The organism is Streptococcus infantis (assembly GCF_047465185.1).
Classification (GTDB): Bacteria; Bacillota; Bacilli; order Lactobacillales; family Streptococcaceae; genus Streptococcus; species Streptococcus infantis_O.
In genome coordinates this window covers 303,763-328,380 of the sequence record NZ_JASHAJ010000003.1, presented here as the reverse complement: position 1 = coordinate 328,380, position 24,618 = coordinate 303,763, and the positions used below count along the sequence as shown (strand labels likewise).

32 protein-coding genes and 1 pseudogene are annotated in these 24,618 nt (G+C 39.6%); 12 read left to right on the top strand and 21 right to left on the bottom strand.

Going from position 1 to position 24,618, the window contains the following annotated elements; translation table 11 throughout:
• Nucleotides 1-29 precede the first annotated feature (29 nt).
• The 6 genes from QM382_RS07470 to QM382_RS07445 are packed head-to-tail and all read right to left on the bottom strand — an operon-like array spanning nucleotide 30 to nucleotide 6,309.
• Nucleotides 30-509 (bottom strand): hypothetical protein, encoded by a 480-nt coding sequence (locus QM382_RS07470; protein ID WP_414280775.1) that lies wholly within the window; start codon nucleotides 507-509, stop codon nucleotides 30-32.
• A 39-nt stretch (nucleotides 510-548) separates the two neighbouring features.
• Nucleotides 549-791 (bottom strand): hypothetical protein, encoded by a 243-nt coding sequence (locus QM382_RS07465; protein WP_414272901.1) that lies wholly within the window; start codon nucleotides 789-791, stop codon nucleotides 549-551.
• Complete coding sequence (locus QM382_RS07460) at nucleotides 776-1,024, bottom strand: RNA-binding domain-containing protein (protein ID WP_414272900.1); 249 nt, start codon at nucleotides 1,022-1,024, stop codon at nucleotides 776-778. The genes QM382_RS07465 and QM382_RS07460 overlap by 16 nt, the downstream gene beginning before the upstream one ends.
• Before the next feature lie 46 nt (nucleotides 1,025-1,070).
• Nucleotides 1,071-4,022: a type III restriction-modification system endonuclease gene (locus tag QM382_RS07455; RefSeq protein ID WP_414272899.1), complete on the bottom strand. Its 2,952-nt coding sequence runs from the start codon at nucleotides 4,020-4,022 to the stop codon at nucleotides 1,071-1,073.
• A 14-nt stretch (nucleotides 4,023-4,036) separates the two neighbouring features.
• Nucleotides 4,037-6,076 (bottom strand): site-specific DNA-methyltransferase, encoded by a 2,040-nt coding sequence (locus QM382_RS07450; RefSeq protein WP_414272898.1) that lies wholly within the window; start codon nucleotides 6,074-6,076, stop codon nucleotides 4,037-4,039.
• Nucleotides 6,073-6,309, bottom strand: a complete 237-nt coding sequence (locus tag QM382_RS07445; protein ID WP_414272897.1) for a helix-turn-helix domain-containing protein — start codon at nucleotides 6,307-6,309, stop codon at nucleotides 6,073-6,075. The genes QM382_RS07450 and QM382_RS07445 overlap by 4 nt, the downstream gene beginning before the upstream one ends.
• Before the next feature lie 158 nt (nucleotides 6,310-6,467).
• On the opposite strand from QM382_RS07445, the pseudogene QM382_RS07440 reads away from it, so the two are divergent.
• The 3 genes and pseudogenes from QM382_RS07440 to QM382_RS07430 all read left to right on the top strand — a co-directional run.
• Nucleotides 6,468-6,596: pseudogene (locus QM382_RS07440) on the top strand (recombinase family protein); the annotation flags it as partial.
• Nucleotides 6,597-6,623: 27 nt separating this feature from the next.
• Nucleotides 6,624-6,905: a zinc ribbon domain-containing protein gene (locus tag QM382_RS07435; RefSeq protein ID WP_414272896.1), complete on the top strand. Its 282-nt coding sequence runs from the start codon at nucleotides 6,624-6,626 to the stop codon at nucleotides 6,903-6,905.
• A gap of 123 nt (nucleotides 6,906-7,028) precedes the next feature.
• The gene (locus QM382_RS07430; protein WP_414272895.1) at nucleotides 7,029-7,313 is read left to right on the top strand and encodes a DUF4368 domain-containing protein; all 285 of its coding nucleotides are present in this window, start codon (nucleotides 7,029-7,031) and stop codon (nucleotides 7,311-7,313) included.
• A 99-nt stretch (nucleotides 7,314-7,412) separates the two neighbouring features.
• Here the strand turns inward: QM382_RS07430 and der are convergent, their stop codons facing one another.
• Genes der through nrdR form a run of 5 tightly spaced genes read right to left on the bottom strand, consistent with a single transcriptional unit; the run spans nucleotide 7,413 to nucleotide 11,987 of the window.
• Entirely contained in the window at nucleotides 7,413-8,723 is a 1,311-nt protein-coding gene (gene der, locus QM382_RS07425; protein WP_414272894.1) for a ribosome biogenesis GTPase Der, read from the bottom strand.
• A gap of 13 nt (nucleotides 8,724-8,736) precedes the next feature.
• Nucleotides 8,737-9,450: an NADPH-dependent oxidoreductase gene (locus QM382_RS07420; protein ID WP_414272893.1), complete on the bottom strand. Its 714-nt coding sequence runs from the start codon at nucleotides 9,448-9,450 to the stop codon at nucleotides 8,737-8,739.
• Nucleotides 9,447-10,343, bottom strand: coding sequence for a primosomal protein DnaI (dnaI, locus tag QM382_RS07415; protein ID WP_414272892.1), 897 nt, complete (start codon nucleotides 10,341-10,343; stop codon nucleotides 9,447-9,449). The genes QM382_RS07420 and dnaI overlap by 4 nt, the downstream gene beginning before the upstream one ends.
• Entirely contained in the window at nucleotides 10,344-11,513 is a 1,170-nt protein-coding gene (locus tag QM382_RS07410) for a DNA helicase (protein WP_414272891.1), read from the bottom strand.
• Nucleotides 11,514-11,987, bottom strand: a complete 474-nt coding sequence (nrdR, locus tag QM382_RS07405; RefSeq protein ID WP_004250782.1) for a transcriptional regulator NrdR — start codon at nucleotides 11,985-11,987, stop codon at nucleotides 11,514-11,516.
• 142 nt (nucleotides 11,988-12,129) lie between these two features.
• On the opposite strand from nrdR, the gene QM382_RS07400 reads away from it, so the two are divergent.
• The 3 genes from QM382_RS07400 to QM382_RS07390 are packed head-to-tail and all read left to right on the top strand — an operon-like array spanning nucleotide 12,130 to nucleotide 13,941.
• Complete coding sequence (locus tag QM382_RS07400) at nucleotides 12,130-12,495, top strand: GntR family transcriptional regulator (RefSeq protein WP_006149409.1); 366 nt, start codon at nucleotides 12,130-12,132, stop codon at nucleotides 12,493-12,495.
• Between the two features lie 3 nt (nucleotides 12,496-12,498).
• A complete protein-coding gene (locus QM382_RS07395) occupies nucleotides 12,499-13,194 on the top strand; it encodes an ABC transporter ATP-binding protein (protein ID WP_263394366.1) in 696 nt (231 codons plus the stop codon).
• A 15-nt stretch (nucleotides 13,195-13,209) separates the two neighbouring features.
• Nucleotides 13,210-13,941 carry a hypothetical protein gene (locus QM382_RS07390; RefSeq protein ID WP_414272890.1) on the top strand — a complete coding sequence of 244 codons (732 nt, stop codon included), beginning with the start codon at nucleotides 13,210-13,212 and terminating at the stop codon, nucleotides 13,939-13,941.
• A gap of 82 nt (nucleotides 13,942-14,023) precedes the next feature.
• Here QM382_RS07390 and QM382_RS07385 read toward each other — a convergent pair whose 3' ends face one another.
• Nucleotides 14,024-14,719, bottom strand: coding sequence for an LrgB family protein (locus QM382_RS07385; RefSeq protein ID WP_414272889.1), 696 nt, complete (start codon nucleotides 14,717-14,719; stop codon nucleotides 14,024-14,026).
• Nucleotides 14,716-15,090, bottom strand: a complete 375-nt coding sequence (locus QM382_RS07380) for a CidA/LrgA family protein (protein ID WP_004250774.1) — start codon at nucleotides 15,088-15,090, stop codon at nucleotides 14,716-14,718. The genes QM382_RS07385 and QM382_RS07380 overlap by 4 nt, the downstream gene beginning before the upstream one ends.
• Before the next feature lie 181 nt (nucleotides 15,091-15,271).
• Here QM382_RS07380 and QM382_RS07375 point away from each other — a divergent pair, with 181 nt between their 5' ends.
• From QM382_RS07375 to trxA, 3 genes are all read left to right on the top strand, one after another.
• Complete coding sequence (locus QM382_RS07375; RefSeq protein ID WP_414272888.1) at nucleotides 15,272-15,652, top strand: MarR family winged helix-turn-helix transcriptional regulator; 381 nt, start codon at nucleotides 15,272-15,274, stop codon at nucleotides 15,650-15,652.
• A 93-nt stretch (nucleotides 15,653-15,745) separates the two neighbouring features.
• Entirely contained in the window at nucleotides 15,746-15,967 is a 222-nt protein-coding gene (locus QM382_RS07370) for a DUF4649 family protein (RefSeq protein ID WP_414272887.1), read from the top strand.
• 14 nt (nucleotides 15,968-15,981) lie between these two features.
• Nucleotides 15,982-16,296: a thioredoxin gene (gene trxA, locus QM382_RS07365; RefSeq protein WP_001029581.1), complete on the top strand. Its 315-nt coding sequence runs from the start codon at nucleotides 15,982-15,984 to the stop codon at nucleotides 16,294-16,296.
• A gap of 90 nt (nucleotides 16,297-16,386) precedes the next feature.
• Here trxA and QM382_RS07360 read toward each other — a convergent pair whose 3' ends face one another.
• The 3 genes from QM382_RS07360 to QM382_RS07350 all read right to left on the bottom strand — a co-directional run bounded on the left by QM382_RS07360 (nucleotide 16,387) and on the right by QM382_RS07350 (nucleotide 18,303).
• Nucleotides 16,387-17,055 carry an MIP/aquaporin family protein gene (locus QM382_RS07360; RefSeq protein ID WP_414272886.1) on the bottom strand — a complete coding sequence of 223 codons (669 nt, stop codon included), beginning with the start codon at nucleotides 17,053-17,055 and terminating at the stop codon, nucleotides 16,387-16,389.
• A 112-nt stretch (nucleotides 17,056-17,167) separates the two neighbouring features.
• Nucleotides 17,168-17,959, bottom strand: a complete 792-nt coding sequence (locus QM382_RS07355) for a DUF2785 domain-containing protein (protein WP_414272947.1) — start codon at nucleotides 17,957-17,959, stop codon at nucleotides 17,168-17,170.
• A gap of 11 nt (nucleotides 17,960-17,970) precedes the next feature.
• Entirely contained in the window at nucleotides 17,971-18,303 is a 333-nt protein-coding gene (locus QM382_RS07350; protein WP_001133064.1) for a winged helix-turn-helix transcriptional regulator, read from the bottom strand.
• Nucleotides 18,304-18,453: 150 nt separating this feature from the next.
• Here QM382_RS07350 and QM382_RS07345 point away from each other — a divergent pair, with 150 nt between their 5' ends.
• Nucleotides 18,454-18,843, top strand: a complete 390-nt coding sequence (locus QM382_RS07345) for a nuclear transport factor 2 family protein (protein WP_414272885.1) — start codon at nucleotides 18,454-18,456, stop codon at nucleotides 18,841-18,843.
• Between the two features lie 40 nt (nucleotides 18,844-18,883).
• Here the strand turns inward: QM382_RS07345 and QM382_RS07340 are convergent, their stop codons facing one another.
• Nucleotides 18,884-18,988, bottom strand: a complete 105-nt coding sequence (locus tag QM382_RS07340; protein ID WP_369076500.1) for an oligoendopeptidase F — start codon at nucleotides 18,986-18,988, stop codon at nucleotides 18,884-18,886.
• Between the two features lie 247 nt (nucleotides 18,989-19,235).
• Between QM382_RS07340 and QM382_RS07335 the strand changes: the two genes are divergently transcribed.
• Complete coding sequence (locus tag QM382_RS07335) at nucleotides 19,236-20,000, top strand: (S)-acetoin forming diacetyl reductase (RefSeq protein WP_004250763.1); 765 nt, start codon at nucleotides 19,236-19,238, stop codon at nucleotides 19,998-20,000.
• A gap of 313 nt (nucleotides 20,001-20,313) precedes the next feature.
• Here QM382_RS07335 and QM382_RS07330 read toward each other — a convergent pair whose 3' ends face one another.
• The 4 genes from QM382_RS07330 to QM382_RS07315 form a co-directional block, all read right to left on the bottom strand.
• Nucleotides 20,314-21,057: a 16S rRNA (uracil(1498)-N(3))-methyltransferase gene (locus tag QM382_RS07330; RefSeq protein WP_125391594.1), complete on the bottom strand. Its 744-nt coding sequence runs from the start codon at nucleotides 21,055-21,057 to the stop codon at nucleotides 20,314-20,316.
• 1 nt (nucleotide 21,058) lies between these two features.
• On the bottom strand, nucleotides 21,059-22,009 hold the full coding sequence (prmA, locus tag QM382_RS07325; RefSeq protein ID WP_125391595.1) for a 50S ribosomal protein L11 methyltransferase: 951 nt from the start codon (nucleotides 22,007-22,009) through the stop codon (nucleotides 21,059-21,061).
• Nucleotides 22,010-22,146: 137 nt separating this feature from the next.
• A complete protein-coding gene (locus QM382_RS07320) occupies nucleotides 22,147-22,587 on the bottom strand; it encodes an NUDIX hydrolase (RefSeq protein ID WP_414272884.1) in 441 nt (146 codons plus the stop codon).
• Nucleotides 22,588-22,599: 12 nt separating this feature from the next.
• On the bottom strand, nucleotides 22,600-23,070 hold the full coding sequence (locus tag QM382_RS07315) for a DUF3013 family protein (protein ID WP_070888840.1): 471 nt from the start codon (nucleotides 23,068-23,070) through the stop codon (nucleotides 22,600-22,602).
• 115 nt (nucleotides 23,071-23,185) lie between these two features.
• On the opposite strand from QM382_RS07315, the gene QM382_RS07310 reads away from it, so the two are divergent.
• Nucleotides 23,186-24,457 (top strand): replication-associated recombination protein A, encoded by a 1,272-nt coding sequence (locus QM382_RS07310; protein WP_414272883.1) that lies wholly within the window; start codon nucleotides 23,186-23,188, stop codon nucleotides 24,455-24,457.
• The last annotated feature ends 161 nt before the right edge of the window (nucleotides 24,458-24,618 follow it).

Below are 24,618 nucleotides of genomic sequence, written 5' to 3'. Positions count from 1 at the left end.
TATGTTGCCGTTATAGCTTTCTTTGTTTTTCAATTATGTTTAAGGTATTCTTTAAACTCTTCTTTTTTAGCATTTGTATCAAACACAAGGATGCATTCCATAAATCTATCATGTGCTATTGTCTCATCATCACCATCTGGATAATAGTAAAACTCATGAACAATATATTCAATTGAGTCTTTAATGAAATACTTAAACGCAATATCCCAATGATGATATTGTGTTAATGATACACCATCAGTTCTCGGAGAAGGTGTAAAATAACGACCACCATCAAGCGATAATCCTTCTAATGAAGCAAGCATTGTTTGGTAATAATACAAATTGATATTATACCATCTAGGGTGAATATCGGTTTGATTAAACAAGTAATATTGATATCCATTTTTACTTTCGTCTATATTATTCTCTATAGTAAATTCAGGTGAAAATCTGTAATACCTTTTCTCTGTACAACAATAGTGGGGAGAATAATCCCACAAGTCAGATCTTTTCAAATAAAGCATCATTCTTTCTAATGGCGGTGAAAGTAAGCCGAAACGTTTTTTTCATAGTGTCTCTATTTGCGATAAATCAGCAGATTTATTCTTTGGTGTTTTTGAATCCATTACTCGTGTGTAGATATTATTAGCCATTACAGACTGATAATGATCAGTTAAATAAAATGGTGTTGTATTACTGTTGTGTATAACAATTACATCTATTTCATTTTTGCCGAAGGAGATATTTTTAACACTGACAATAGGTCTAACTCCACTAGCAAAATGCTTTTCTCTTAAAAAATCAACCAATTTCTGTGTGTTTTTCTGTTTGGATCAGACTTCACAGAGGAAAATGAATAATCATTTTCCTCATCAACACCAATAATAATATAAGCATCTCTATTCACAAGATTGTTAGCCATACAAATAATATCATGTAGTAAATCAGCTTTCTTGTCTTGGGAATACCATTCTCGTTTAAAATCCCAATAGTTGCCTTCCTGCTTTAGTGAAATTAACTTTTTGATATCATATTTGTTCATTAAATATATACCTCCAATCATTCACAACTAACACTATTGTTACTAGCTATCCAGCAATTACATCTTCTATAATCTGCTTAACTTTTTTATTGCTTAACTGTGTATGGAACGAAACAGTGTATCCATCGATAGTAAGTTGCTTGAAGAAAGCCTCAGCACATTTTATCTTAGCATCTTCAATACCACGAAGTGTAGACTTATTTTCTACCAGCTTTGTTTCCACAATAATGTTCAATTCTTTTGTTCCGTCTTTATGCTTAACAACATACATAAAGTCAGGGCTATAGTTTTCGCCGACTATCGTAGGAATAGCAACGCTTGATTTTGGGATTTTTCCGTAGACTACAACCTCATCAATATCAGTCATGATATTAGCTTTTTCAAGAGGTGAGTCAAAAACAATCTTATCATACAGATATTTGTCTGAAGGTGTACCTTCAGCAAATTTTGTACCTACATTTCCTTGTTTAATAACATCCCTAGGCGTTCCGTCTTTGTAAGTTAATGCAGTTTCGGTTACAGGCTGAGCAGATTGTTTATACTTAAAGCGGGTTTGCATCCTCTCGATACGCCAATCTGTAAAAGCAGATACAATATTTGCTACAGAATATTCGTTTATGTATTCTTCAGGAATGTCCTTCTCCTTGGAAAGTTCACACATAGCTTTGTGAATTTCGGTAATAGGAAGGCTTGTCTGTTGGCTAATTCTTTTCAAAAACTCATTATAAGGAATAGAGCGTTTTATCGAATAAGATACACCTGTACCCTCCCTAGCAACCATCGCATTTCCTTCTGTTTCCACTTGATCTCGATGACTATACAAGGTTACATTACCGAAAATTCCAATTCTTCTCAAAATATCATACAATGCCTGCGGGATTTCATCTACCAAATCCACATCATAGAATAAGTAATATTTGTGGTTGATGCGTTCCCATAGCTCTTTTAATTCAGAGTATACAGCTTTTCTTACATGAATTACTTCTTTCTTATTCTTGTTAACATCAGTAACCTTATTGCTGCCTACACCTGTAGCAAATTCTGGATAATCCGCATAAAAAGCATCTCTGTTTTCGATTCGAATCTCAGAGTTACGATTTATGTATTTTTTACTCATCAATTCTATGAACAAGTCATCCGGGTCAACACCACGCTCTTTAGCAACTTTATCCAATGCATCTTGAGAAAGAGTAAGAGTTTCTGGTAATTCACCATTAATTTCATCAACAAGTCTTTCAGCAAAGTCAGCTTCAGTAAAGTCAACAATATAATTAAGCTTAAATTCCTCGTTAGAGATACGGTTACCATTTTCATCGACAGGAAGACGAAGGCCACGACCTACCTCTTGCAATTTGCTGTTATCACTTCCGCTGGAACGTAATTTTGCAATTGTGAATACATTAGGATTGTCCCATCCTTCTTTCAAAGTCCATTTAGAGAACAGAAATCTTCTTGTGTTGAATGAACCATCCTCTTTACGAAGCGAAATAAGACCTTTCTTATTATGAAGGATATCAGCAACTTCATTTGCAATAGCTTCATCTGAGTCACTATTATCCTGTGCAAAATAACCGGCATGACAAGCAGGAATATCGGCTTTGCTTGCTTCAAGGTAGTCTTTGTATTCCTGTTCGTTATCCGGAAGTGTTAGTAATAATTCTTCGATTTTCTCAAGTAACAATCTTTCAAACATCATTTTCAGATAAGCCTCTTTGCCGTCTTCTGAATCACGGTAAGAAGTAATATCATCAATGAAAAACAGTGCCAGAGTTTTAATTTTGAATTGTCTTCCAGAGAAATTCTGACGTTCAGTTTCAAAATGTCTCTGAATTGCCAACTTCAGCATTTGTTCTTGATAAGATGAAGAATAAATATCTGTGTTGAATTCTTCACCTTGATATTTAACTTGTCCGTTTACCAACTCAATGAAGTTTTTACCAATAGCACTGATTGTAAGTCCCTCAAAAGATGAATCAATTATAGAAAGCGAATCCCCCGGTGTAAGTGTATAAGTCTTTGTTTCCTCGCCACGTTTTTTGAATTGGAAAGTAGCAGAAGTTTTTGATACTACGGATAATAGTTTAACCTTTTCTTCCTTTTTTGATAAGGGTTCAAAATGTTCCTTCGCAATGCCTTTAATCAAATTTAGATTGAAGGAATCACAAGCATTAAGTTCATATACAAGGTTATTAAAGTCCTTAAAAGTTACCTTATTTCTTCCTTTGCCAACAGTTGTATCCGGGAAGGTTGCTCCATAACGAATAATAATCTGTGGACATAATTCTTCAACAATTGCTTTATATGCTTTCTGGTCACGAGAAAATCTATGTGGTTCATCAATAATTACAACAGGCTTTGTTGCTTTTAATGCATCAAAAGGTCTATAAAATCCCTCAACTAAATAATCGTAGTCTGATCGAGTAAGCATGTTACCATTTGTCAGCAACTGCATATTAACAAGTAATACATAAATCTTGTTTGAGTTCTGGCATGAGCCTGTTACAAAATCACGTACAGCAGGAGGCATAGCTAAAAAGCCTTTTTTCTTTTTCTTTGAACTTTCCAATACGCTTAATTCGATGTCACAGTTATAGCCACACGCATCAGAAAAGTGATGTTTTACATAAGTATCATCAATAAACTGTGATGTACCTGCCTTAATTGGAAGAGAAGGTACGGCAATAATAAACTTATTAAAACCAAACTTTTTATGCATCTCATAAATTGTTTGTGTATATACATAGGTTTTTCCTGTACCTGTTTCCATCTTAATATCAAGGTTCAGGTAATCTCCATCATCTTTGCATCCTCGATAGTCAGCACGAATATTTTTTTGAACTTCCATCAAATTGTGAACCAGACGAAGTTCTTTTCTATCAAATGTTGGGTTTTCGTAGGCAAGTTGCGGTTTTATCATTGTGATTCCATCAAGGGCAGAAATTATGGCATCAACAGCTTTTTGCTGATGGTCTAATTCTCTTTCTAGTATTAGTTCCAAAAATCTGTACCTCCTTAATATCTGATATCCAGATTGATTTTCAAATTCTTTTCAGAATCACGGAGAATCTTTACATTTGTCTTTAAGTTTTCCATTTCAACATAGTTGAAGCTGTAACCGAAGAGAACTATATTTTGAGGGTTAAATGCTCCTTCTGTATTGTACTTCTCTACAAGGGCTTTTATTGCTTCTTCCGTTAGTCCCGGATTGATAAGGTATAAGTGGTTCTCGCACCAATATGCTGTGTATCCTGCAAGGTCAACCATCTCACACTTATTTACAAATCCATAATTATCATGCACTAACCAAGTTGTAAGCACAGTTGCAGTGCCGAACTCATCATATACAGTTATATCAGTGATAAATCCGGTGTTATCGAACTTTTCGATTTTATCTAATGTTGTTTGGCTTACTTCATGTAAGGTATAATGCTTAAACCCAAGGTCAGCGGTAGTATCGGGGCATTCTTCACGCATCTTATTTGCTGCTCGTATGATTCGTTCTAAACCAAGATAGTCAATAGTATGAGGTCTGTGGGCAGAATCTAAAAAAGCAGTATTTTTCTTTATATTTCTCAATGTTTCTCCAGAAGCAGTCTTCAATTTATCATCAAGATTTTCTGGTAATTGTATCAAAATGCATGAAATATTACTGTTCCTTTCTTGGTTCAATTCATAAACAGCTTGCATTGTTGTAGCCGAACCACTGAAAAAATCACACACAATTCCTGTCGTTTGTCCAGAAATACCCATGTGCAATACTCTTTTTATAAGTTCTACCGATTTAGGATAATCAAATTCAACATCTGGTAAAATTGCTTTTAGAGTTCTTCTTGCTACATCTGTTGATAATTCGCCACCCTGCCAAAATGACTTGGCTTTTGAAGTTCTTTCTTCACCTTCGTCAAATTCGTCAAATTCATCATCAAGTACAACAGGGTTTAATGCCGGATTCAAATACACTCTGTGCTTTATTCCCCATCTTCCTTTATTGTTTTTATCTGGATGCAGAATATTAAGCGAATTAGCAACATGGTCTTTTCCCCATCTCCAACGTCCATCGCTACCGTCTCCGCGTAACGGAATAATTTTTTCATAACCATTTAAGGCATTCATAGATATATCCCCAGTTTCCGGATTGAAATATATAGGGAAGTACATATTAGGTCTGTCTTCACGTCTATCAGGACGTCCACGCTTGCGTAAATCTCTCAATGCATACAAATTACCATTTTCATCAGTATATTTGTATTGTTTTTTTTGTTCATCTGTTAACGGCAAACCACCAGACACAAAATTTTCACTAACATACATCAATAAATATTCGTGTGTAGTTGCAATATTTGCTCTATCATTGCGTCCTTTTAAATTGTTGACAACGGCAATTTGCCCTGCAAAGTTCTGTTCGCCAAATATATCATCACAAACCAGTTTTAAATTACCTTGTTCATTATCATCTATTGATATGAAAATAACACCATCTTTTGATAATAGTCCTTTTGCCAACTGCAAACGAGGATACATAAACATCAACCACGCTGAATGTGACGCACTGCCCCTGTTTGTCAAATCGAGAATACGCTGTGCTTGTTCCTCATCAATACTAAGTTTCTCAACAAGTTCTTCAACAGTAAAGTTAAACTTATCATTATACACAAAGCCATCAGAGCCGGTGTTATAAGGAGGGTCAATATAAATGCACTTTACTTGTCCAGCATATGATTTAAGTAGATGTTTTAGTCCATCAAGGTTATCACCACTGATATATACATTTTCACTGTTGATATTTTCAGGAAGACTGTTGTGAGCATCATCTGGAACAATTACAGTTTCTGTATCAAGCGATGCCAGCATTTTTGCATAGTTTTTACCTAAAAACTTTAATTCGTATCCCTCACGGGAAATATCAATCTTATCCTTTAAGAATTCGGAAAATCTTACCATGTCAAAAGTACCATCGGCACGAAAGCATGATGGGAAATTTTCTTTCAAAATGTTTATTTCTTTCTGATTTGGTGTAGCTAATTCATTCGCTGTAATAATGTCCTTAATCATTTTGATTTACTCCTTACTTCAAAATCAAGCCATGCCTCTTCAACACCCGAATAATCAACATCGTTTTTAAGGCAGAACTCTTTTATATTTTTCATTGCATTTAGGTTAGGCTTTGCTTTACCGCCTTCCCATCTATTCACAGTAGAAAATGCCACCTGTACTTCTTTGGCAAAATCTTGCTGTGTCAGAAAACATCGTTGTCTGATTCTTTTAATTTCTTCTGGAAATCCCATGTTGCATCTCCTTTTACTCAAATATTTCGATAATATAGCGTTATTATATCATGTAATTATGAATTTTTCTACTTCCTGTGACTAACTCGTATAGTTGCAGGATATTTTTTATCTTTCTTCAAAAAACATCCTTTTTCATCTTCTCCCAAGGCTAACAGATAGACGGACAGAAAAAGTCCTTCAATTGCAAGAAGCCAATTAACAACGACTCATCTGAATGGGTTATCTTCAAGAATATTCATGAACCGATTATAGATCAAGAAACTTTTGATATTGTTCAGCGAATCCGAGATGGTAGGCGAAGACTTACACCTATGGGTGAAATACCTGTATTGAGTGGAATGCTATTCTGTGCCGACTATGGTGCTAAAATATATCAAGTCAAGGTAAGAGGCTGGACACACGAGCAGGAACATTTCGTATGTGCTACATGCAGAAAAACCAAAAGTGGTTGTTCTTCTCATCAGATTCATAATGTTCAGGTTGAAGAAATTCTGCTGAGAGAAATAAGAAAGATTAATGCTTATGCCCGTGAACAAGAAGATGAATTCGTAGAGCTTGTAACCAAGCAAAGCGAAAAGGCACTGAACCAGTAGCTTCGTAACAGCCACAAGGAGCCGGAACAGGCAACTACAATAATCACAAACCTTGAAACAATTATCCAAAAATTTTATGAGGATAACATTGATGGCAAGATTTCTGATGAACGATTTATGAAGATGACTGAACCCTATGAGGCAGAGCAGAAAGAATTACTTAAGCGAAAAAATGAGCTACAGTCTTTCGTAGACCAGGCAAAAGAGCAATCCTTGAATATAGACTCATTTCTCAAAGTGGTACGAAAGTATACCGATATTACTGAAATCACGGGTGAGATTATTCGAAGTTTTGTTGAGAGAATTGATGTTTACAAGCCTGAAAAGGTGCCGGGAACAAGAATCAAAAAACAGACAATCTGCATCCATTGGAATTTCATTGGTGCAGTTGATATTCCCACAGAATAAACAAAAACGGCATAACCTACAATGCTGTAAGTTATGCCGAAATTTTAAAGGGTTAAAAATCCCTTAGCGAGTCAACCTAACCTTCTTCTTTTCATTCTTTTATTTTCGTTTTCTTGCGATCAGATGGATCGGTGTCCCTTCAAAGACAAAGGCCTTGCGAATTTGATTTTCCAAGAAACGCAAGTAAGAGAAGTGCATAAGTTCTTCTTCATTGACAAAAATCACAAAGGTCGGTGGTTTGGTTGACACTTGTGTCGCGTAAAAGATCTTGAGGCGTTTCCCTTTGTCTGTCGGTGTTGGATTGATGGCAATAGCGTCCATAATGACATCATTCAAGACAGCTGATGGGATACGAGTGTTTTGACTTTCACTGATTTGTTTGATCATCTCTGGCAGTTTATGGAGACGTTGCTTGGTCAAAGCTGATACAAAGATAATCGGTGCATAAGTCAGGTATTGGAACTGCTCACGGATATCCTCTTCCCAGTTTTTCATGGTGTGGTTATCTTTTTCAAGGGTATCCCACTTATTGACCACAATAATCATCCCTTTACCAGCTTCATGGGCAAATCCAGCGATACGCTTGTCATATTCACGGATGCCTTCTTCAGCATTGAGGACCATCAAGACTACATCCGAACGGTCAATGGCACGCATGGCACGCATAACAGAGTATTTCTCTGTATTTTCATAGACTTTACCAGACTTACGCATACCCGCGGTATCAATCATGGTAAACTCTTGCCCATCCGCATCTGTAAAATGGGTATCGATAGCATCACGAGTTGTACCAGCTACAGGACTGGCAATGACGCGATCTTCTCCCAAAATAGCATTGATCAAGCTAGATTTTCCGACATTAGGACGACCGATCAAGCTGAATTTAATGACATCTGGATTTTCTTCTTCAACTTCATGTGGGAGATTTTCTACGATAGCATCCAGCACATCTCCAGTACCAATCCCGTGTACAGATGAAATTGGTAGAGGTTCCCCCAATCCAAGAGCGTAGAAATCATAGATATCATTTCGCATTTCGGGATTATCGACCTTGTTAACTGCAAGGATAACAGGTTTATGAGTTTTATAGAGTTTACGGGCTACGTATTCGTCAGCATCCGTGATTCCTTCTTTACCGGAAACTACAAAAACGATGACATCTGCTTCTTCCATGGCAATTTCTGCCTGGTGCTTGATTTGTTCCATAAATGGAGCATCAACATCGTCAATCCCTCCAGTATCAATCATACTGAAAGAACGGTTGAGCCATTCACCAGTAGCATAAATACGGTCCCGTGTCACTCCTTCGACATCTTCTACGATTGAGATGCGTTCCCCTGCAATACGGTTAAACAGGGTTGATTTCCCAACATTGGGACGTCCTACGATGGCAACAGTTGGTAAGGCCATGTTTTCTCACTTTCTACAATAAGTTCTTTTGTTCAAGATTTTCTCTTGTTGAGCTTGGTTCAGGCTGACCGAATTGCTCTGCAAGACGTTGACTCCAAGTGGTAGTCGCACGAGCTCCTGCATATTCAGTCTGCACACGGTCATAGGCTTCAATAGCCTCAGTTGTTTGTTCTTGGTATTCTTCCTCAAAAACAACATTTTCGAGTGGCAATCTTGGTTTTACATCATGTTTTTGGTTCGGCACACCGAGTGCAATTCCAAAAACTGGGTAGGTATAGTCAGGAAGCTTGAACAATTCTGCTACTTCAACAGATTTGTAGCGCACCAAACCGATAATTACTCCACCATAGCCTAGGCTTTCTGCTGCAAGCAAGGTATTCTGTCCAGCCAAGGCTGCATCTACTGAAGTAATGAGGAGTCCTTCCACCCCTTGAGGTTGGAAAGTATCGGTATGGAGACGAGCCCCTTTTTCTGCACGATTTAAATCTCCTACAAAGAGGAGGAAGGCGGCAGACTGACGAATCGCTTCCTGAGGAACAAGCTCAAAAAGAGCATCTTTCTTTTCTTGACTTCTGACTAGAATCACAGAATAAGATTGGAAATTTTTCCAAGAAGAAGCCATTTGGGCAGCTGATAAAATCTCATTCAAGTCCTCTTGAGGAATCGCTTCTTCTTTAAATCTGCGAACCGAAGTATGAGATTTCATTAAGGTGATTGTTTCACTCATCGGCGATTTTCTCCTTCTAGTCGTGTTTCTTCTGCTAAATAACGGATACGCTCCATAACGCGTCTAGCTTCCCATGTTTCATCGTTTCCGTTCTTGCCTTTAGCAAAATGTTTTTCCAAATCTTCAAAATTGAAATTTGAGGTAAAGAAGGTTGGCAAATCTTCCTGCATACGATATTGGAGAATGACTTGCAAGACTTCATCACGAACCCAAGGCGTTGATTGCTCGGCGCCAATATCATCCAAAATCAAGACTTCAGCTTGCTTGATTTCATCCACCAAATTCTTAACATTCCCATCTCCGATAGCATTTTTGACATCAATGACAAAGCTAGGATAGTGAAGAAGAGTTGATGAAACCCCACGTTTTTCTGACAAATCATGGGCAAGGGCAGCCACCATAAAGCTCTTTCCAACTCCAAAGTCTCCATAGAGATAGAGACCTTTTCGGTTGTCTGGGTAATCATTAACAAATTTAATCATTCTATTTAGAACAGTTAAACGTGCAACATCATCACGATAAACATCTAAAAAACTGACATTTTTCAAACTAGATGGCAAATTGATTAAGTTTAGACGCTTCTTAATAGCTGCTTCCTTTTCAGCCGCGATTAGTTCCGGAGTTTCCTCATAAGATACATCCGCGTAACCATGATTCATGACTAAAATTGGCTTATAACCACGAGCAATATAGTCGGTATCTCCACGAAGGAACTTATCACGCTCGGTGATGTATTGGTTAAACTTAGAGATACTACGATTCAATTCCTCTTGGTTGAGAGATTCCTTCTGGATAAAAGCCGCAACATCTGGATCTTTTACAATTTGCTGAACCAAGTCCTGGTATTGAAAACGGCTAGGATGACCTTTAAGTACATCTCCTACACTTTCCATCTATTCCCCTCCATTATCTAATTTTGCTAACAATTCTAGAGTTTGGCGTTCCATTTCTTCCAACTCCTCAGCTGATGACGTATTTTTATATTCTGGATTGCTCCATTTTGGGACATTGCTTTTGGTTTGGCTTGGCTTCGCTGATTTTTGTTCTTGCCCCTTTTGATTCTTCTCTCTGATTCGAAGCACAGCATCTTCAGCAGAACGAATCTTGTTATAAGAGTAATCATTGGCCACTTTCATGGCATATTTTTCATTGAGATTGGCCGAATCAACCTTGTTGAAGGTCAATAGTATAACGACATTGATAACTTCATCAAGCAAGCCTAAGTCTGCCATCTGTTTTAGCAAATCACGTTCGGCTTGGATAATTCCAGCATTTCGGGTTTGTTTGATTCCCGCTAAAAATTCCAGGGCCGTTTTGCTTTTAGCTTCTCGGATGATGGTTGCTTCTTGAGGACTAAAATCCGACGAAACAGGCTTTTGCGCTAATTTTTCACGCATGCGCTTGACAGAAATAACTTGTGAAACAGCTGTTCCTTTAGCTAACTGATAGGTTTCAAACCAGGTCCATTTTTTCTCATCAGCGATTTTAAATAACTCTAAAACATCTGACTGTTCATCTTGAAAACGGAGACCATCTCGAGCCATGAGCTGACGAAAATGCTCCAAATCAAAATCATTTTTAAAATCAGCTTTTACTGGTGTCTCATCATGACTAGCCAATTCTTCTATCTCTGGAAAGGCCTGACTCAAATGAACCGTCAAAGCTTCTCCGTCTGCAGCCTCTTGACGTAAATCAGAAACTGCTGGCTCACCGATTTTTTTCTCCAATAAGGTACGATAAACCGTATGACGCAAGAAATCTGAGCTAGAAATCGTTGGATGAATAGCAAGTTCATAGCCGTCACCCTTTTGATAGAGGGTAAGCAAGTTGAAAGCTGACAAGATTTTAAAAGCTTTCAAGAGCCTGTCCATCCCAAAATTGAGATGATTGAGGATAGCTGCAAAAAGGTGTTCCTTTTGTCCATTATCCCAAAAAGCTAAGGTATAAAGGTAAAGACTCAGCGCATCCTGACCGATAATCGGGAGGTAGCACTGCACCAAAGTTGTGGGATCTTGCGACACCCGATTATTCTTTAGAAAAGAAAAACGATCATTAGGCTTCATTTATTTTTCCTTTTTCTTCTTTGAAGATTGCGTAATTTGTTTGAGAAGATTTTCGAGCTCACTCACGTCTTTAAAGCTACGATAGACGCTGGCGAAACGAACGTAAGTGATCTCATCCAGTTCAGCCAATTCTTCCATGACAAGAGAACCAATATCTTCACTTTGAATTTCATTATCATTGCGACTGAGGAGTTTTTGTTCGATACGATTGACCACCATGCCAATCTCATCACTAGACACCGGACGTTTTTGAGCCGAACGAATAATCCCGTTAAAGATTTTATCTCTGGAGAACTGCTCCCGTGTGCCATCCTTCTTGACCACAACCAGCGTTCTCTCTTCTACACGTTCATAGGTCGTAAAACGATGCTGACATTCTTCACACTCACGTCTTCTTCTAATCGTATTTCCTTCTTCAGCCTGACGGCTATCGATAACACTTGATTTAGTAGCGCCACATTTTGGACAACGCATGCCTTCCCTCCTTGTCGTTTTCTTTTCATTATACCATTTTTTTAAGCAATTCCCAAAATAATTCTCCTTTTGGCTTGACAAGTTTTTTGTTTAGTTGTATTATTTAAGTGACACAAAAAGAAGTTGTAGAAAGGAGACCGTGATGTCCTGGACATTTGATAACAACAAACCCATTTATTTGCAGATAATGGATAAGATCAAACTGCAAATCGTTTCTCATAAACTAGAACCCAACCAACAACTGCCAACTGTCAGAGAACTGGCTAGCGAGGCTGGCGTCAATCCTAATACCATCCAGCGTGCCCTATCAGACCTAGAAAGAGAAGGCTTCGTATACACCAAGCGTACTGCAGGACGTTTTGTCACAGAGGACTTGGACTTAATCCTCCAATCCCGGAAACAACTATCAGAAGAACAACTGCAGCAGTTTGTAACAGGCATGGTAGAATTTGGCTATGAAAAAGAAGAACTACCAACTGTTTTGAGAGATTATATTGAAGGAGTTTAGACTATGACCTTGTTAACGTTTGAAAATGTTTCAAAATTCTATGGAGCAAGCCCTGCTCTTCAAAATGTTTCCCTTGAAATCCCAGCAGGAAAGATTGTGGGACTTCTTGGTCCAAATGGTTCTGGAAAAACAACCCTGATTAAACTAATCAACGGCTTGTTACAACCTGATGGAGGGCGTATTCTGATCAACGATATGGAACCAAGTCCAGCAACTAAGGCCATTGTTTCTTACCTACCTGATACGACCTATCTAAACGAGCAAATGAAAGTCAAGGAAGCTCTTACCTTTTTCAAGACCTTCTATAAAGATTTCAATCTGGAACGTGCTCAAGGTCTTCTTCGTGACCTTGGTATCGATGAGAATAGCCGCTTCAAGAAACTCTCAAAAGGGAACAAAGAAAAAGTTCAGTTGATCCTTGTCATGAGTCGTGATGCTCGTTTGTATGTCCTTGACGAACCAATCGGTGGTGTCGATCCCGCAGCTCGTGACTACATCTTGAACACCATCATCAACAACTACTCTCCAACTTCGACTGTCTTGATTTCAACTCACTTGATTTCAGACATCGAACCAATCTTGGATGAGATTGTCTTCCTCAAGGATGGAAAAGTTGTCCGTCAAGGAAATGTGGATGATATTCGCTACGAATCAGGAGAGTCTATCGACCAGCTCTTCCGTCACGAATTCAAAGCCTAGATAAAGGAGATTCTTATGTTTTGGAATTTAGTTCGTTATGAATTTAAAAATGTCAACAAATGGTTTTTAGCCCTCTATGCTGCTGTACTATCCCTATCTGTCATCATAGGAATTCAGGGCAGCACCCTTACTAGCACCTATTATCAAGACAAGGGTGTTGTCATGTTAGTATTTCTATCTCTGGTTTTTGGGGGTCTGGTTATTACTTTGAGTATCTCAACCTTGATTTTGATTATTCAACGATTTAAGGGAAGCGTTTACGATCGTCGTGGCTATTTAACTCTCACCCTGCCAGTATCTGAACACCAGATCCTCTCCGCTAAACTTCTTGGAGCCTTTGTTTGGTCTTTGGCAAGTACAGTGGTTTTCCTTTTTAGTCTTTACATCATCATATCCATGATTCAACCAGACGTCTTAATATCCAACGTTGCCGATTTTATTCTCAAAAATTATCAAGATGATTTCTGGTTAGCCTTGATTTCCTATATCGTTAACACTCTTGCAAGTATCCTTTGTATCTACTTTTCTATCTCTATCGGTCAACTCTTTAATGAATACCGTACAGCTCTTGCGGTTGTCGCCTACATCGCTATCCAAATAGTCCTTGGTTTTATCACCCTAAATCTTCGCATCGATTTCGACTACAATTGGGTATTATCCTTTGAAATTTTCAAGGACTTAATCCTTAGCGTCGGCTTCTATCTCGGCACCTACTATATCTTAAAGAATAAAGTTAACCTTCAATAATCAATAACCCCCTAGCAAAAAAATTTGCTGGGGGTGTTTTATTCTTAATTAAACAGATAAAAGGCCAAGAAATACTTGACCTTTAACTCAATATTAAACCAGCTACGATGGGACTGATAAAGACATACAGCAGACCTGTGACACCGATTGCCAAACCAGCCATGGCACCAGCGACTGATCCGTAACGGAAGGCTGTCCCAGTTCCAACCGCATGACCTGTTCCTCCCAGGGCCAGTCCAACAGCTACTGGGTCGTCTATTTTTAGCCATTTCAAAAGTGTTGGTCCAATAACGCTAGTCAGAATGCCAGTTGCTACGACCACTACCAAGGTGATTGTTGTGATCCCTTGAAGTTTATCCGTAATCCCAACTGCCATCGCAGTCGTTACTGACTTAGGAAAAAGTGAAATCGCCAAGAAGAAATCCATGCCGAAAAATTTGGCGACTAGTGCTGTAAAAATGGTATTCACAATGACTGCTAAAAAACTCCCAAGTAAAATACTTCTAACATGGTGCTTCATGAGGTGAAAACTTTTATAGAGAGGAATCCCGAGTGCTACTGTCGAAGGTACAATCAAGTTATTCAAATAAACCCCACCTTGATAATAGGCGGCGTAAGAAATACCAGTCAATTTCAGAAAAGCTATGATAAACAATGTTGCTAGCAGTAAGGGAGTCGTCAGAGGATGAGGGTATCGTCTAAAGATAATCATGCCTCCAAGATAAGCTAGGATAGACAAGGCTATCCCAAAAAGTGGATTGGATACAAATTCGCTCATTTGGCACCTCTTTCTTCGTAATCACCTTCATAACGCTTTTTAATAAACTGAACCACCAGCGCAATCAAGATAATATTGATCACTGCCGCAAAAAAGACAATCAAGACAATGGGCAATAAATAGGGAGCAATCACATCAAATTTCTCCATAATCCCAACCGCAGGAGGCAGAAAGAGAATGGTCATATTAGCCAGGAGAAAATTCCCAACCATGTTGACATGACGTACCCGCAACCACTTGAACTGCAAAGCCAAAAATAAAATAATCAAACCAATAATGCTTCCAGGGATAGGCAAATGGAAAAAGCTAGAGATTCCCTCACCAATCAGTGAAATGACAAAGAGAATCATTAACTGAACATATAACTTCATCGTTTACTCCACAAATAGACTTTCTGCATACCAGTTTACTACTTTTTCAGAAAATTTCAAGGAAATACACAAGAAACATCCTTCTTGCTATCTCATCTAAAAAGTTGTATACTAATTGCGTGCGCAAGCATCTTAGATGTATAAAGCTATTTACAACTATTATATAGGAAAGGAGATTGACGTGACTTACTTAGATAAATGGTTTGACTTCAACCGCCGACAAGTAGAATTAGAAGCTATTTTAGAGCAAACGATCGCTGAGCAAAGCGAACAAAGTCTAACGCTCAAAGAATTCTACCTCTTGCACTTTTTAAATCAGGCTCAAGAAAAATCTTTGAGACAGATTGACTTGCCAGATAAACTTCATCTGAGCCCTAGCGCTGTATCACGGATGGTGGCACGCCTAGAAGCCAAAAACTGTGCTTTACTTAGTCGGAGATGTTGTGACCAGGACAAGCGAGCTAGTTTTATCTGTCTCACTAGTGAGGGCCAGACGACTCTTGCTTATCTACAAAAAGCAGTCGAAGAAAGTCTTGAAACAAAAGCAGACTGGTTGTTCTAAATTTTCCAAAAAACTTGCGTGCGCAATCAATTTTCTTGACATTCCCTTTTCCAAGGAGTAAAATGAAGACATGATTTAGCAAAGGAGAATCCTATGATTGAAATCACTTATCTGGATGCCAGCAAGCAAGAGAGAACAATGACCTTCGAGTCATACGAAGAATTTGAACGTTCTCAACATGCCTGCCTGATTGGTGTCGCAGACTATTACCCTGTCCAAAAACTAACCTACAAGGGGCATGTTCTGGACTACCATGGGACTTATGGAGATGTTTTCTTCTATCTCATGAAACAAGATTTAAGCCAATATAAATAAAAAGGAGAAATACTATGGCAAAAGCAATTACAGATGCAACATTTGAACAAGAAACTAAAGACGGATTGGTCTTGGTAGACTTCTGGGCAACTTGGTGTGGTCCATGTCGTATGCAAGGTCCAATCTTGGACAAATTATCTGAAGAACTTTCAGAAGATGTCTTGAAGATCGTTAAAATGGACGTTGACGAAAATCCGAATACAGCTCGTGCATTCGGCATTATGTCTATCCCTACTCTTCTTTTCAAGAAAGATGGACAAGTTGTTAAACAAGTGGCAGGTGTCCACACTGCTGAACAAATCAAAGCCATCGTTGCTGAATTGAGTTAATCACAAATCCCCCCCACTTCTCATGTGGGGGATTTTAATATATAAAAAACCTACTCTCCAATGTGAAGAGTAGGTTTTTTTAAGTTTCAATTATTCTTCAGTTCCAAGGAAGTTTTTAGCAACAAGGGCTGCAAGAACTCCACCAACGATTGGGGCAAGGATGAAAATCCAAACTTGTTGAAGAGCTGCGCCACCTACAAAGACAGCTGGCGCCAAGCTACGAGCTGGGTTTACTGAAAGTCCAGTGACGTTCAAACCAGCTAGAATCAAAGCTGTCAATGACAAACCGATCACCAAACCAGCGATTGCGCCATTACCTTTGCTTGCTGAAGTTACAGTCATGATAACCAAAACAAACAAGAAAGTTGCGATTGTTTCAAACAAGAAACCACCAAAGACAGTTACTCCATTTGCCAAGGCATTTTCACCAAGGCTTGCAGTTGACATACCTGAATTTGCCAAGAGGAAGAAGACAGATCCAGATGCAAGGAAAGCACCAACTACTTGTCCAAGGATGTAGTTTACAAGTTCTGAAGATGACAAACGTTTGTTCACAAACATAGCGATAGAAACAGCTGGGTTCAAGTGAGCACCTGAAACAGTTCCAATTGAGAAGGCTGCGACTACGATTGCCAAACCAAAGGCAAGAGCAATCCCAAGGTGTCCAAGTCCTTCAACACCATTTCCAAAAACAACAGCTCCTGTTCCGATGAACACAAGCATAAATGTACCGATCAATTCAGCAACAAATTTTTTCATGTTAAGTCTCCTTTTTTTCAAAAACTATGTATTAGTCTATCAGAAGAAGGAAAGGGTTTCAAGAAATGTGCTTGGAAACTTTGTGTAAGTTTTCGCATTTAATAGTCGAAATCTAATATTGAAAAGATTGAATTGCTTCTTTCAAGTCATCTTGTAAATTATTTCTCTGGTCGAGTTGAACATAGACTTCTAATAGACAAGATCTAAAATTGGAAAATTTATAAAAATCTTCCGTCGCTTCTATCGGGAAATCAAGTGACTTTATCCAAGAGGTTAGTGTCGCTTGATCCACCTTGCCTTGCAAAATAGGTTCGTAAAGCACTCTGGCTAAGCGCCATTCCTCATCATCCATAAATCGAATCGAAATTCTTTTAAACATAGGACCAAGGATCTCAAACACTTCATAAATTCGACTTGCAGAAAAGTCTGGATGACAAACGACTTCAGTCAAGAGATCCGCTCCATGCGCAAAAGCATGTACCCAACCATACTGGCTTGAAAAACCAGTCGTATCCTCTTCTTTTTCAAGGTAGTGCAACCCTTGATCGAGCATCGTATTTCTGATATCAGTTTTAAGCACTTGATAATAAAGAGAGTGTTGGTTGCCATCGGAAGATAAGAGATTGGCATAAATAAGGGCCCTAAAAGAACGGTCAAGCGTTGAAGCTCCTAGCTTATCGAGCTCTTTATCTAGTCCACCATCAGAAACAATCATAGCAGATATAAATTGAAATTGCTCCTTTGTAAATAACTCTTCTTGGATCCCTCTAGCCAAACTGGTAAAAACCAATTCATCGCGAATTTCTGGACTCGAATCCCCTAAGTGCTCAAGTAACCACTGGAGTTCCTCCTGATGATAACTTGGTTTTTCTTCTGCTATTTTTCTAAGTAACTCTTGATACATGGTCAATACCTCTACATTTCTAGCAACTTGATATAATCTAGACCCCATTTCTCGACAGCATCTAAAACAACTCTGAATTCCTGCCCCATTTCAGTTAAGCTGTACTCAACTCGTGGTGGAACTTCGGCATAGACCTTTCGTTGAACAATCTTATCCTTTTCTAATTGACGGAGATGACGTGTCAAAATAGTTTGAGTAATCCCAGGCAATAATCTCTGCAATTCTTTAAATCGTTTGGTACCCGTACTCAACTGATAAATGATTACCAGTGCCCATTTCCCCGTTAAAACCCTCTGCGTTGTCGCAAATGGACAAATACCATACTCACTCACTTTATTTGGCATAAAATATCTTCTTTCTATTTTTTAAAAAAAATTAATCTTTTAGTATCAATAAAAGTACTACTTTTGATACCAGCTATCAAAAAAGTGTCTACTTGTTTTTTTGTTTGTAACTGTTACAATTATATCATAAAAAAGAAATGGAGAATAGATATGTCAACAAACTTAGAAATTTTCAATGCTTATAACCAAGCTTTAATTGCTGGTGACTTTCCTGGTGTCTTTGAAACGATGGCAGACGATATTGTCTGGCATCAACCTGGTACTCATAGTATATCTGGTACAGTTGTTGGTAAGGACAAGCTAGGAACTCACCTGGCTACATTTGCTGAGAAAACTAATGGAACCTTTAAGGTGATAACAAATTGGGTTTCTGACAATAAGGATTTAATCGCAGCCAATGTTACTTTTCTTGGAACACGGGCTGATGGTACTGAACTCAATATGAACGGGATTGACCTCTTCCGTATTGAAGACGGGAAAATCAAAGAAGTTTGGCTCTTCTCTTCAAATCAAGCTGAAGAAGATAGCTTTTGGGGATAAGAAAAACAGATTGGAAAAATCCAATCTGTTTTTCTTATACTCATAACTCAGCACTGTAGGCGATAATCTGATCAACCGTATTAGACAAGAACTGAATGGTATCGCGGAGAGGTTTATCAGTTGAGATATCTGCTCCGATAATCATAGCAGACTCAAGTGGTACCTGATTTGAGGAGATTGAGCCAGTCTTCAGCTCCAGTCTCAGATAGTTTTTTAACTCTTAGAGGGTTAATTTTTTCCAAAAACCAGTCTTTGTTTGACACTAATTTCACAAAGGTATATACTAAAAAGTGATAGGACTTTTTTTAGAATCTATCACAACTCACTTATAACCCTTTGCTGTTCTTTTATGAACGTTGAAATGGTATCACGGATACCAAAGGAGGAATCATATGTCTAAAGTAGCTATTGTTACAGGTGCAGGTCAAGGAATCGGTTTTGCAATCGCAAAACGCTTGGTCCAAGATGGTTTTAAGGTTGGGGTATTAGACTACAATGCTGAAACAGCTGAAAAGGCAGTTGCTGAGTTGTCAGCAGAGAATGCTTTAGCTGTTGTAGCAGATGTGTCTAAACAAGCGGAGGTTGCTGCAGCTTTCCAAAAAGTTGTAGACCATTTCGGAGACTTGAACGTTGTGGTAAACAACGCTGGTGTCGCTCCGACTACACCTCTAGATACGATTACAGAAGAACAGTTCAATCGTACCTTTGCTATTAACGTCGGTGGGGTAATCTGGGGAGCACAAGCTGCTCAAGCTCAATTCAAAGCACTTGGTCACGGTGGTAAAATCATCAACGCTACTTCTCAAGCAGGTGTTGTTGGAAATCCAAACTTGACTGTTTATGGGGGTACAAAATTCGCTGTTCGTGGTATTACTCAAACATTGGCACGTGACTTAGCTGATTCAGGTATCACTGTTAATGCGTATGCACCTGGTATCGTTAAGACTCCAATGATGTATGATATCGCTCACGAAGTTGGGAAAAATGCAGGAAAAGACGACGAATGGGGTATGCAAACATTCGCAAAAGATATTACATTGAAACGCCTATCTGAGCCAGAAGATGTCGCTGCAGCGGTTAGCTTCCTTGCTGGACCAGATTCAAACTACATTACAGGTCAAACCATTATCGTTGATGGTGGTATGCAATTCCATTAAGATACATAAAAGAGGTTGGAAAATTATCCAACCTCTTTTATCATCTCCACGATTCCAATTTTCGGAGTCATTTTTTTGTTAGTTAAACTAATCTTTCATCAAGACTAGGAATACTCTCCTGCTCTAAATAGTGTGATTTGCCCTGTTTTAATAGAACACAAGATTAGGAACAGTTTGGATATCCATTTTTTCTGCGAAATCATCAAAAAATTAAAGATTCCCATTGCCGCCATGGATACGTTTATTGACTCTTTCGCGCGCCATTTCAAGAGCATAAAAAATCACCTTTTCTAGGTGATTTTTTCATAGTCTCTTATTTTTCCAATTCAAGCAAAACACTAATGGCTGATAGAGAATAAAGTGGCGCTGTTTCTGCTCGTAGAATGCGAGGCCCAAGTCCTGCAAGGACTGCTCCTTTGGCTTCAAAAGATTCAATTTCTGCAGGGGATAAACCACCTTCTGGACCAAAGATAAAGAGCAGTTTAGCTCCCTTTTCTAACCCAGCAACAGCTTGGATAAGCGCAGCTGATTCTCCTTCTTTGGCTGACTCTTCATAAGCAACCACGACACGATCAAACTGATCAAGTTGTGCTAAGAAGTCTGATTTTCTCTCAAACAGCTTTATGCTCGGTACCAAATTCCGCTTGCTTTGTTCTGCTGCTCCAAGGGCAATTTTTTCTAGTTTCTCAACCTTTTTCCCCAATTTCTTGCCATCCCACTTGGCAACTGACCAGTCGGCAGGAAAGGCCCAGATTTGGCTAGCCCCCAGTTCCGTCACCTTTTGAGTGATAAACTCCAGCTTGTCCCCCTTGGGAAAACCTGATGCGATGGTCACTTGGACTGGCAGTTCCACATTGTCAGCTAGTTCTTCAACCAATTCAAACTGACGAGCCTCTACATCTAGCACGCGCGCCAAATGCTTGATCCCGTCATTAAAGACTAGGGTCACTTGGTCATCCTCTTTCAAGCGCATAACTTGAAACATGTGCTTGCTGGTTTCCTTGTCCTCGATAGTGACTGGTGAGCTAGCACTGCCTTTGACAAAATACTGTTGCATTCTAACCTCCAATCACACCAGAAATATCCTTGGTCTTCTTGAAGACACAGGCATTCCACTCCCCTTGGATCATATGGGTTTCAAGGAAAAATCCAGCTGACTCCGCCGACTCGCGCACCATGTCCCACTTGTCCTTGATAATCCCACTCATGATGAGGTAGCCTTCGTCCTTAACCAAACGATAAGCATCCTCTGTCAGATGAATGAGGATATCCGCCAAGATATTAGCTACAATCACATCTGCTTCAATCTCAACACCCTTAAGCAAGTCTCCTGCTGCTACATGGATGTTTTCCATGCCTGGATTGAGTTCAATATTTTCCTGAGCGACCCGAACTGCTACATCATCTAGGTCATAGGCAAAGATTTCCTTAGCACCAAGTAGAGAGCTAGCAATGGAAAGAACCCCTGAACCTGCCCCCACATCGATCACCGTTTCACCACCACGAAGGACCTGCTCCAAGGCAAAAAGACTCATCTTAGTGGTTGGATGCGTACCTGTCCCAAAGGCCATACCTGGATCTAGCTTGATAATCTTTTCGCCCGCCGTCGCTTCATAGTCCGTCCATGATGGCACGATGGTCAAGTCATGGGTAATGCGAGCTGGTTCATAGTATTTCTTCCAGTTGTCCGCCCAGTCTTCCTCAGCCAAGGCAGTCGTGCCCATCTTGACCTCTCCCAGATCCATAAAATCTGTCAATTCTGCCAAGCGAGCCTGCAAGTCCGCTTCAACCGCTGCCACATCCACCGTTTCAGGATAGTAGGCTGTCACCACGATTTCTTCCTGTTGCTCCACCTCAGGAAAAATCTCACCAAAGCGGTCCACATTACCCACATAGTCCATGCTGTCTTCGATTGCAACCCCTTGGGCGCCTAGCTCAATCAGGAGGTTAGAGACTAGCTCCTCCCCCTCACGCTTAACCGTTACTTTTAACTCTTGCCATGTTTCCATAATTAAGATACCAAGCCCATAAAACACAAAGCCAAAATAGGAAACTCTCTTAAGACACTTATGTTTAAGAGAAGTTTATCTTTTTGGCACAGTGTTTAGGGCGGGTTCAGTTTAGAAATTTAACCGAACCGTCCTTTCTAATCACTTACTTTTAAATAATCTTTTAATCTCCCCTGTAGCTGGGGCACTGCTTGTTTAGAATTGAGAAATTCCTCAATAGGCATCAGTTTATAGGCCTGTCCTTCATCCCCAAAGGTGATACTGTCAAACTGATCCTGACTTAACTGACCGACCATAAAGACAGACTGCCGACCTTCAAAGAGCACGCTGGGATAGACCTTGCTCCAAAGTAGACAGTCTTCATCTAAATGAATTCCCAGTTCCTCATAAACTTCACGCGCTGCGCACTCGAAAGGACTTTCGTTTCCTTCACGACCACCACCTGGCAACTCCCACATGTTGGGACAAGGGATATCGTCCTTGTCATCACGTAAGATAGTCAAGACCTTATCCCCACAAATCAAGGCAATCTTAGAGCCCGTAAAATCAAACTTTTTATCAATACAATCCAAATTCATAATCATTTCTTCCTAATATCTCGGATAAGGGTAAAATTCTCCCTCTTCCAAGCCGACTTTTCCTTCTTCAAAGACTTCTTGATTCCATTCCATGGCAAATTCTTCTGCTTCTGGGTCTTCCAAAAAGTCCATGAGGGCATCTAGCCCAACCTCTGCAGTATCTTTGAGAAATAGCGCAAAATAAGCTAAGAATTCACGAGAGAAACCTTTTTTAGGTAGATACGGAATAACAGTTAAATAGTCTTCTGCATTAACTGTTGACTTGGCAGGATTGTAAAAAAGCACCGCTTCTTCAAAGAGGATATCATCTGACGAAACCTCTCCGTCTTCATCTAACATCTCCACTCCTGCAGAATTTCGTGCCTCTAACAGAAAACTCACTTCCACCGCATGATTGCGCTTGTCCCAGCTAATCTCATAATCAAAAGGAAAGTTCTTGTCCAACTCTTCTTGTAAAACATCTAAAAATCCGTATGTTGCCATTTTATCCTCTTTCTGTATGACTCTTTAATCGCCCCGAATACTCGGAAATATGCTAAAATAGATACTACCATATTACCACATTCGTATCAGAAAATCCATGTTAGAAAGGACTGCTATGCCAGACAATCTCGCACTTCGTATGCGCCCCAAAACCATCGACCAGGTCATCGGTCAGGAGCATCTGGTCGGACCAGGAAAAATCATCCGCCGTATGGTGGAGGCCAACCGCCTGTCATCCATGATTCTCTATGGACCTCCGGGCATCGGAAAAACCAGTATCGCCTCAGCCATCGCTGGAACGACCAAATATGCCTTTCGGACCTTTAATGCAACAGTTGATAGTAAAAAACGACTCCAAGAAATCGCTGAGGAAGCTAAATTCTCAGGTGGCCTTGTACTGCTACTAGACGAGATTCATCGTCTCGACAAGACTAAACAAGACTTTCTCCTGCCTCTCTTGGAAAGTGGTCTAGTCATCATGATCGGGGCGACAACTGAAAATCCTTTCTTTTCTGTCACTCCAGCCATCCGCAGTCGTGTTCAGATTTTTGAGTTGGAACCCCTGTCTAACCAAGATGTCAAAGAGGCCATTCAAATCGCCCTCACTGACCCTGAACGAGGATTTGATTTCCCAGTTGAGTTAGATGAGGATGCCCTTGATTTTATCGCAACATCTACCAACGGAGACCTCCGTTCTGCCTTTAACTCACTGGACTTGGCAGTTCTCTCCACTCCAGAAAATAATGACGGTATCCGTCATATCACGCTGAATATCATGGAAAATAGTCTCCAGAGAAGCTATATCACTATGGACAAGGATGGAGATGGACACTATGATGTTCTATCTGCCCTTCAAAAGTCCATCCGTGGCTCGGATGTGGATGCTAGTCTCCACTATGCTGCTCGCTTGATAGAGGCCGGTGACCTTCCTAGCCTAGCTCGTCGTTTGACTGTGATTGCTTATGAAGATATTGGCTTAGCCAATCCTGAAGCCCAGATTCATACTGTAACTGCTTTGGATGCAGCACAGAGGATTGGATTCCCCGAAGCCCGCATCCTCATTGCCAATGTTGTGATTGATTTGGCCCTTTCTCCAAAATCCAACTCAGCCTATGTGGCTATGGATAAGGCTCTGGCTGATCTTAAATCATCCGGTCACCTACCAATCCCACGTCACTTGCGTGATGGTCACTATAGTGGTAGCAAGGAACTAGGCAATGCCCAAAACTACCTCTATCCACACAACTACCCAGGTCACTGGGTCAAACAAGAGTACTTGCCAGAAAAAATCCGCAACCATAGCTACTTCTCACCAGAAGATAGTGGAAAATACGAACGTGCCCTGGCTCAACGCAAGGAAACCATTGATAAATTACGAAACTTATGAAATCCTTTTCAAAATTTTTAATTTTCCCTTGATTTTTTTTGAAAAAGTGGTATCATATAATCATAGAAACGCTGTGGTGTACGACTTCACATTTAAGTGTTGACCGACTATTTTTTGTATTATTAGGGAAACAAAAGTCTTCTAACAGCATGTAGGCCGTC

What these genes read in the sequence shown, in the direction of transcription:
- QM382_RS07450 (WP_414272898.1), bottom strand. Translation starts at nt 6,076, where the DNA reads ATGATTAAGGACATTATTACAGCGAATGAATTAGCTACACCAAATCAG.
- QM382_RS07340 (WP_369076500.1), bottom strand. Translation starts at nt 18,988, where the DNA reads ATGATTATCGGAGCAGATATCTCAACTGATAAACCTCTCCGCGATACC.
- QM382_RS07370 (WP_414272887.1), top strand. Translation starts at nt 15,746, where the DNA reads ATGATTGAAATCACTTATCTGGATGCCAGCAAGCAAGAGAGAACAATG.
- QM382_RS07430 (WP_414272895.1), top strand. Translation starts at nt 7,029, where the DNA reads ATGACTGAACCCTATGAGGCAGAGCAGAAAGAATTACTTAAGCGAAAA.
- QM382_RS07435 (WP_414272896.1), top strand. Translation starts at nt 6,624, where the DNA reads ATGGGTGAAATACCTGTATTGAGTGGAATGCTATTCTGTGCCGACTAT.
- QM382_RS07315 (WP_070888840.1), bottom strand. Translation starts at nt 23,070, where the DNA reads ATGGCAACATACGGATTTTTAGATGTTTTACAAGAAGAGTTGGACAAG.
- QM382_RS07350 (WP_001133064.1), bottom strand. Translation starts at nt 18,303, where the DNA reads ATGCCAAATAAAGTGAGTGAGTATGGTATTTGTCCATTTGCGACAACG.
- QM382_RS07460 (WP_414272900.1), bottom strand. Translation starts at nt 1,024, where the DNA reads ATGAACAAATATGATATCAAAAAGTTAATTTCACTAAAGCAGGAAGGC.
- QM382_RS07360 (WP_414272886.1), bottom strand. Translation starts at nt 17,055, where the DNA reads ATGAAAAAATTTGTTGCTGAATTGATCGGTACATTTATGCTTGTGTTC.
- QM382_RS07420 (WP_414272893.1), bottom strand. Translation starts at nt 9,450, where the DNA reads ATGAGTGAAACAATCACCTTAATGAAATCTCATACTTCGGTTCGCAGA.
- QM382_RS07380 (WP_004250774.1), bottom strand. Translation starts at nt 15,090, where the DNA reads ATGAAGTTATATGTTCAGTTAATGATTCTCTTTGTCATTTCACTGATT.
- QM382_RS07320 (WP_414272884.1), bottom strand. Translation starts at nt 22,587, where the DNA reads ATGAATTTGGATTGTATTGATAAAAAGTTTGATTTTACGGGCTCTAAG.
- QM382_RS07400 (WP_006149409.1), top strand. Translation starts at nt 12,130, where the DNA reads ATGTCCTGGACATTTGATAACAACAAACCCATTTATTTGCAGATAATG.
- nrdR (WP_004250782.1), bottom strand. Translation starts at nt 11,987, where the DNA reads ATGCGTTGTCCAAAATGTGGCGCTACTAAATCAAGTGTTATCGATAGC.
- QM382_RS07445 (WP_414272897.1), bottom strand. Translation starts at nt 6,309, where the DNA reads ATGGGATTTCCAGAAGAAATTAAAAGAATCAGACAACGATGTTTTCTG.
- QM382_RS07385 (WP_414272889.1), bottom strand. Translation starts at nt 14,719, where the DNA reads ATGAGCGAATTTGTATCCAATCCACTTTTTGGGATAGCCTTGTCTATC.
- prmA (WP_125391595.1), bottom strand. Translation starts at nt 22,009, where the DNA reads ATGGAAACATGGCAAGAGTTAAAAGTAACGGTTAAGCGTGAGGGGGAG.
- QM382_RS07395 (WP_263394366.1), top strand. Translation starts at nt 12,499, where the DNA reads ATGACCTTGTTAACGTTTGAAAATGTTTCAAAATTCTATGGAGCAAGC.
- dnaI (WP_414272892.1), bottom strand. Translation starts at nt 10,343, where the DNA reads ATGGAAAGTGTAGGAGATGTACTTAAAGGTCATCCTAGCCGTTTTCAA.
- QM382_RS07310 (WP_414272883.1), top strand. Translation starts at nt 23,186, where the DNA reads ATGCCAGACAATCTCGCACTTCGTATGCGCCCCAAAACCATCGACCAG.
- QM382_RS07335 (WP_004250763.1), top strand. Translation starts at nt 19,236, where the DNA reads ATGTCTAAAGTAGCTATTGTTACAGGTGCAGGTCAAGGAATCGGTTTT.
- QM382_RS07410 (WP_414272891.1), bottom strand. Translation starts at nt 11,513, where the DNA reads ATGAAGCCTAATGATCGTTTTTCTTTTCTAAAGAATAATCGGGTGTCG.
- QM382_RS07355 (WP_414272947.1), bottom strand. Translation starts at nt 17,959, where the DNA reads ATGTATCAAGAGTTACTTAGAAAAATAGCAGAAGAAAAACCAAGTTAT.
- der (WP_414272894.1), bottom strand. Translation starts at nt 8,723, where the DNA reads ATGGCCTTACCAACTGTTGCCATCGTAGGACGTCCCAATGTTGGGAAA.
- QM382_RS07390 (WP_414272890.1), top strand. Translation starts at nt 13,210, where the DNA reads ATGTTTTGGAATTTAGTTCGTTATGAATTTAAAAATGTCAACAAATGG.
- QM382_RS07330 (WP_125391594.1), bottom strand. Translation starts at nt 21,057, where the DNA reads ATGCAACAGTATTTTGTCAAAGGCAGTGCTAGCTCACCAGTCACTATC.
- QM382_RS07345 (WP_414272885.1), top strand. Translation starts at nt 18,454, where the DNA reads ATGTCAACAAACTTAGAAATTTTCAATGCTTATAACCAAGCTTTAATT.
- trxA (WP_001029581.1), top strand. Translation starts at nt 15,982, where the DNA reads ATGGCAAAAGCAATTACAGATGCAACATTTGAACAAGAAACTAAAGAC.
- QM382_RS07470 (WP_414280775.1), bottom strand. Translation starts at nt 509, where the DNA reads ATGATGCTTTATTTGAAAAGATCTGACTTGTGGGATTATTCTCCCCAC.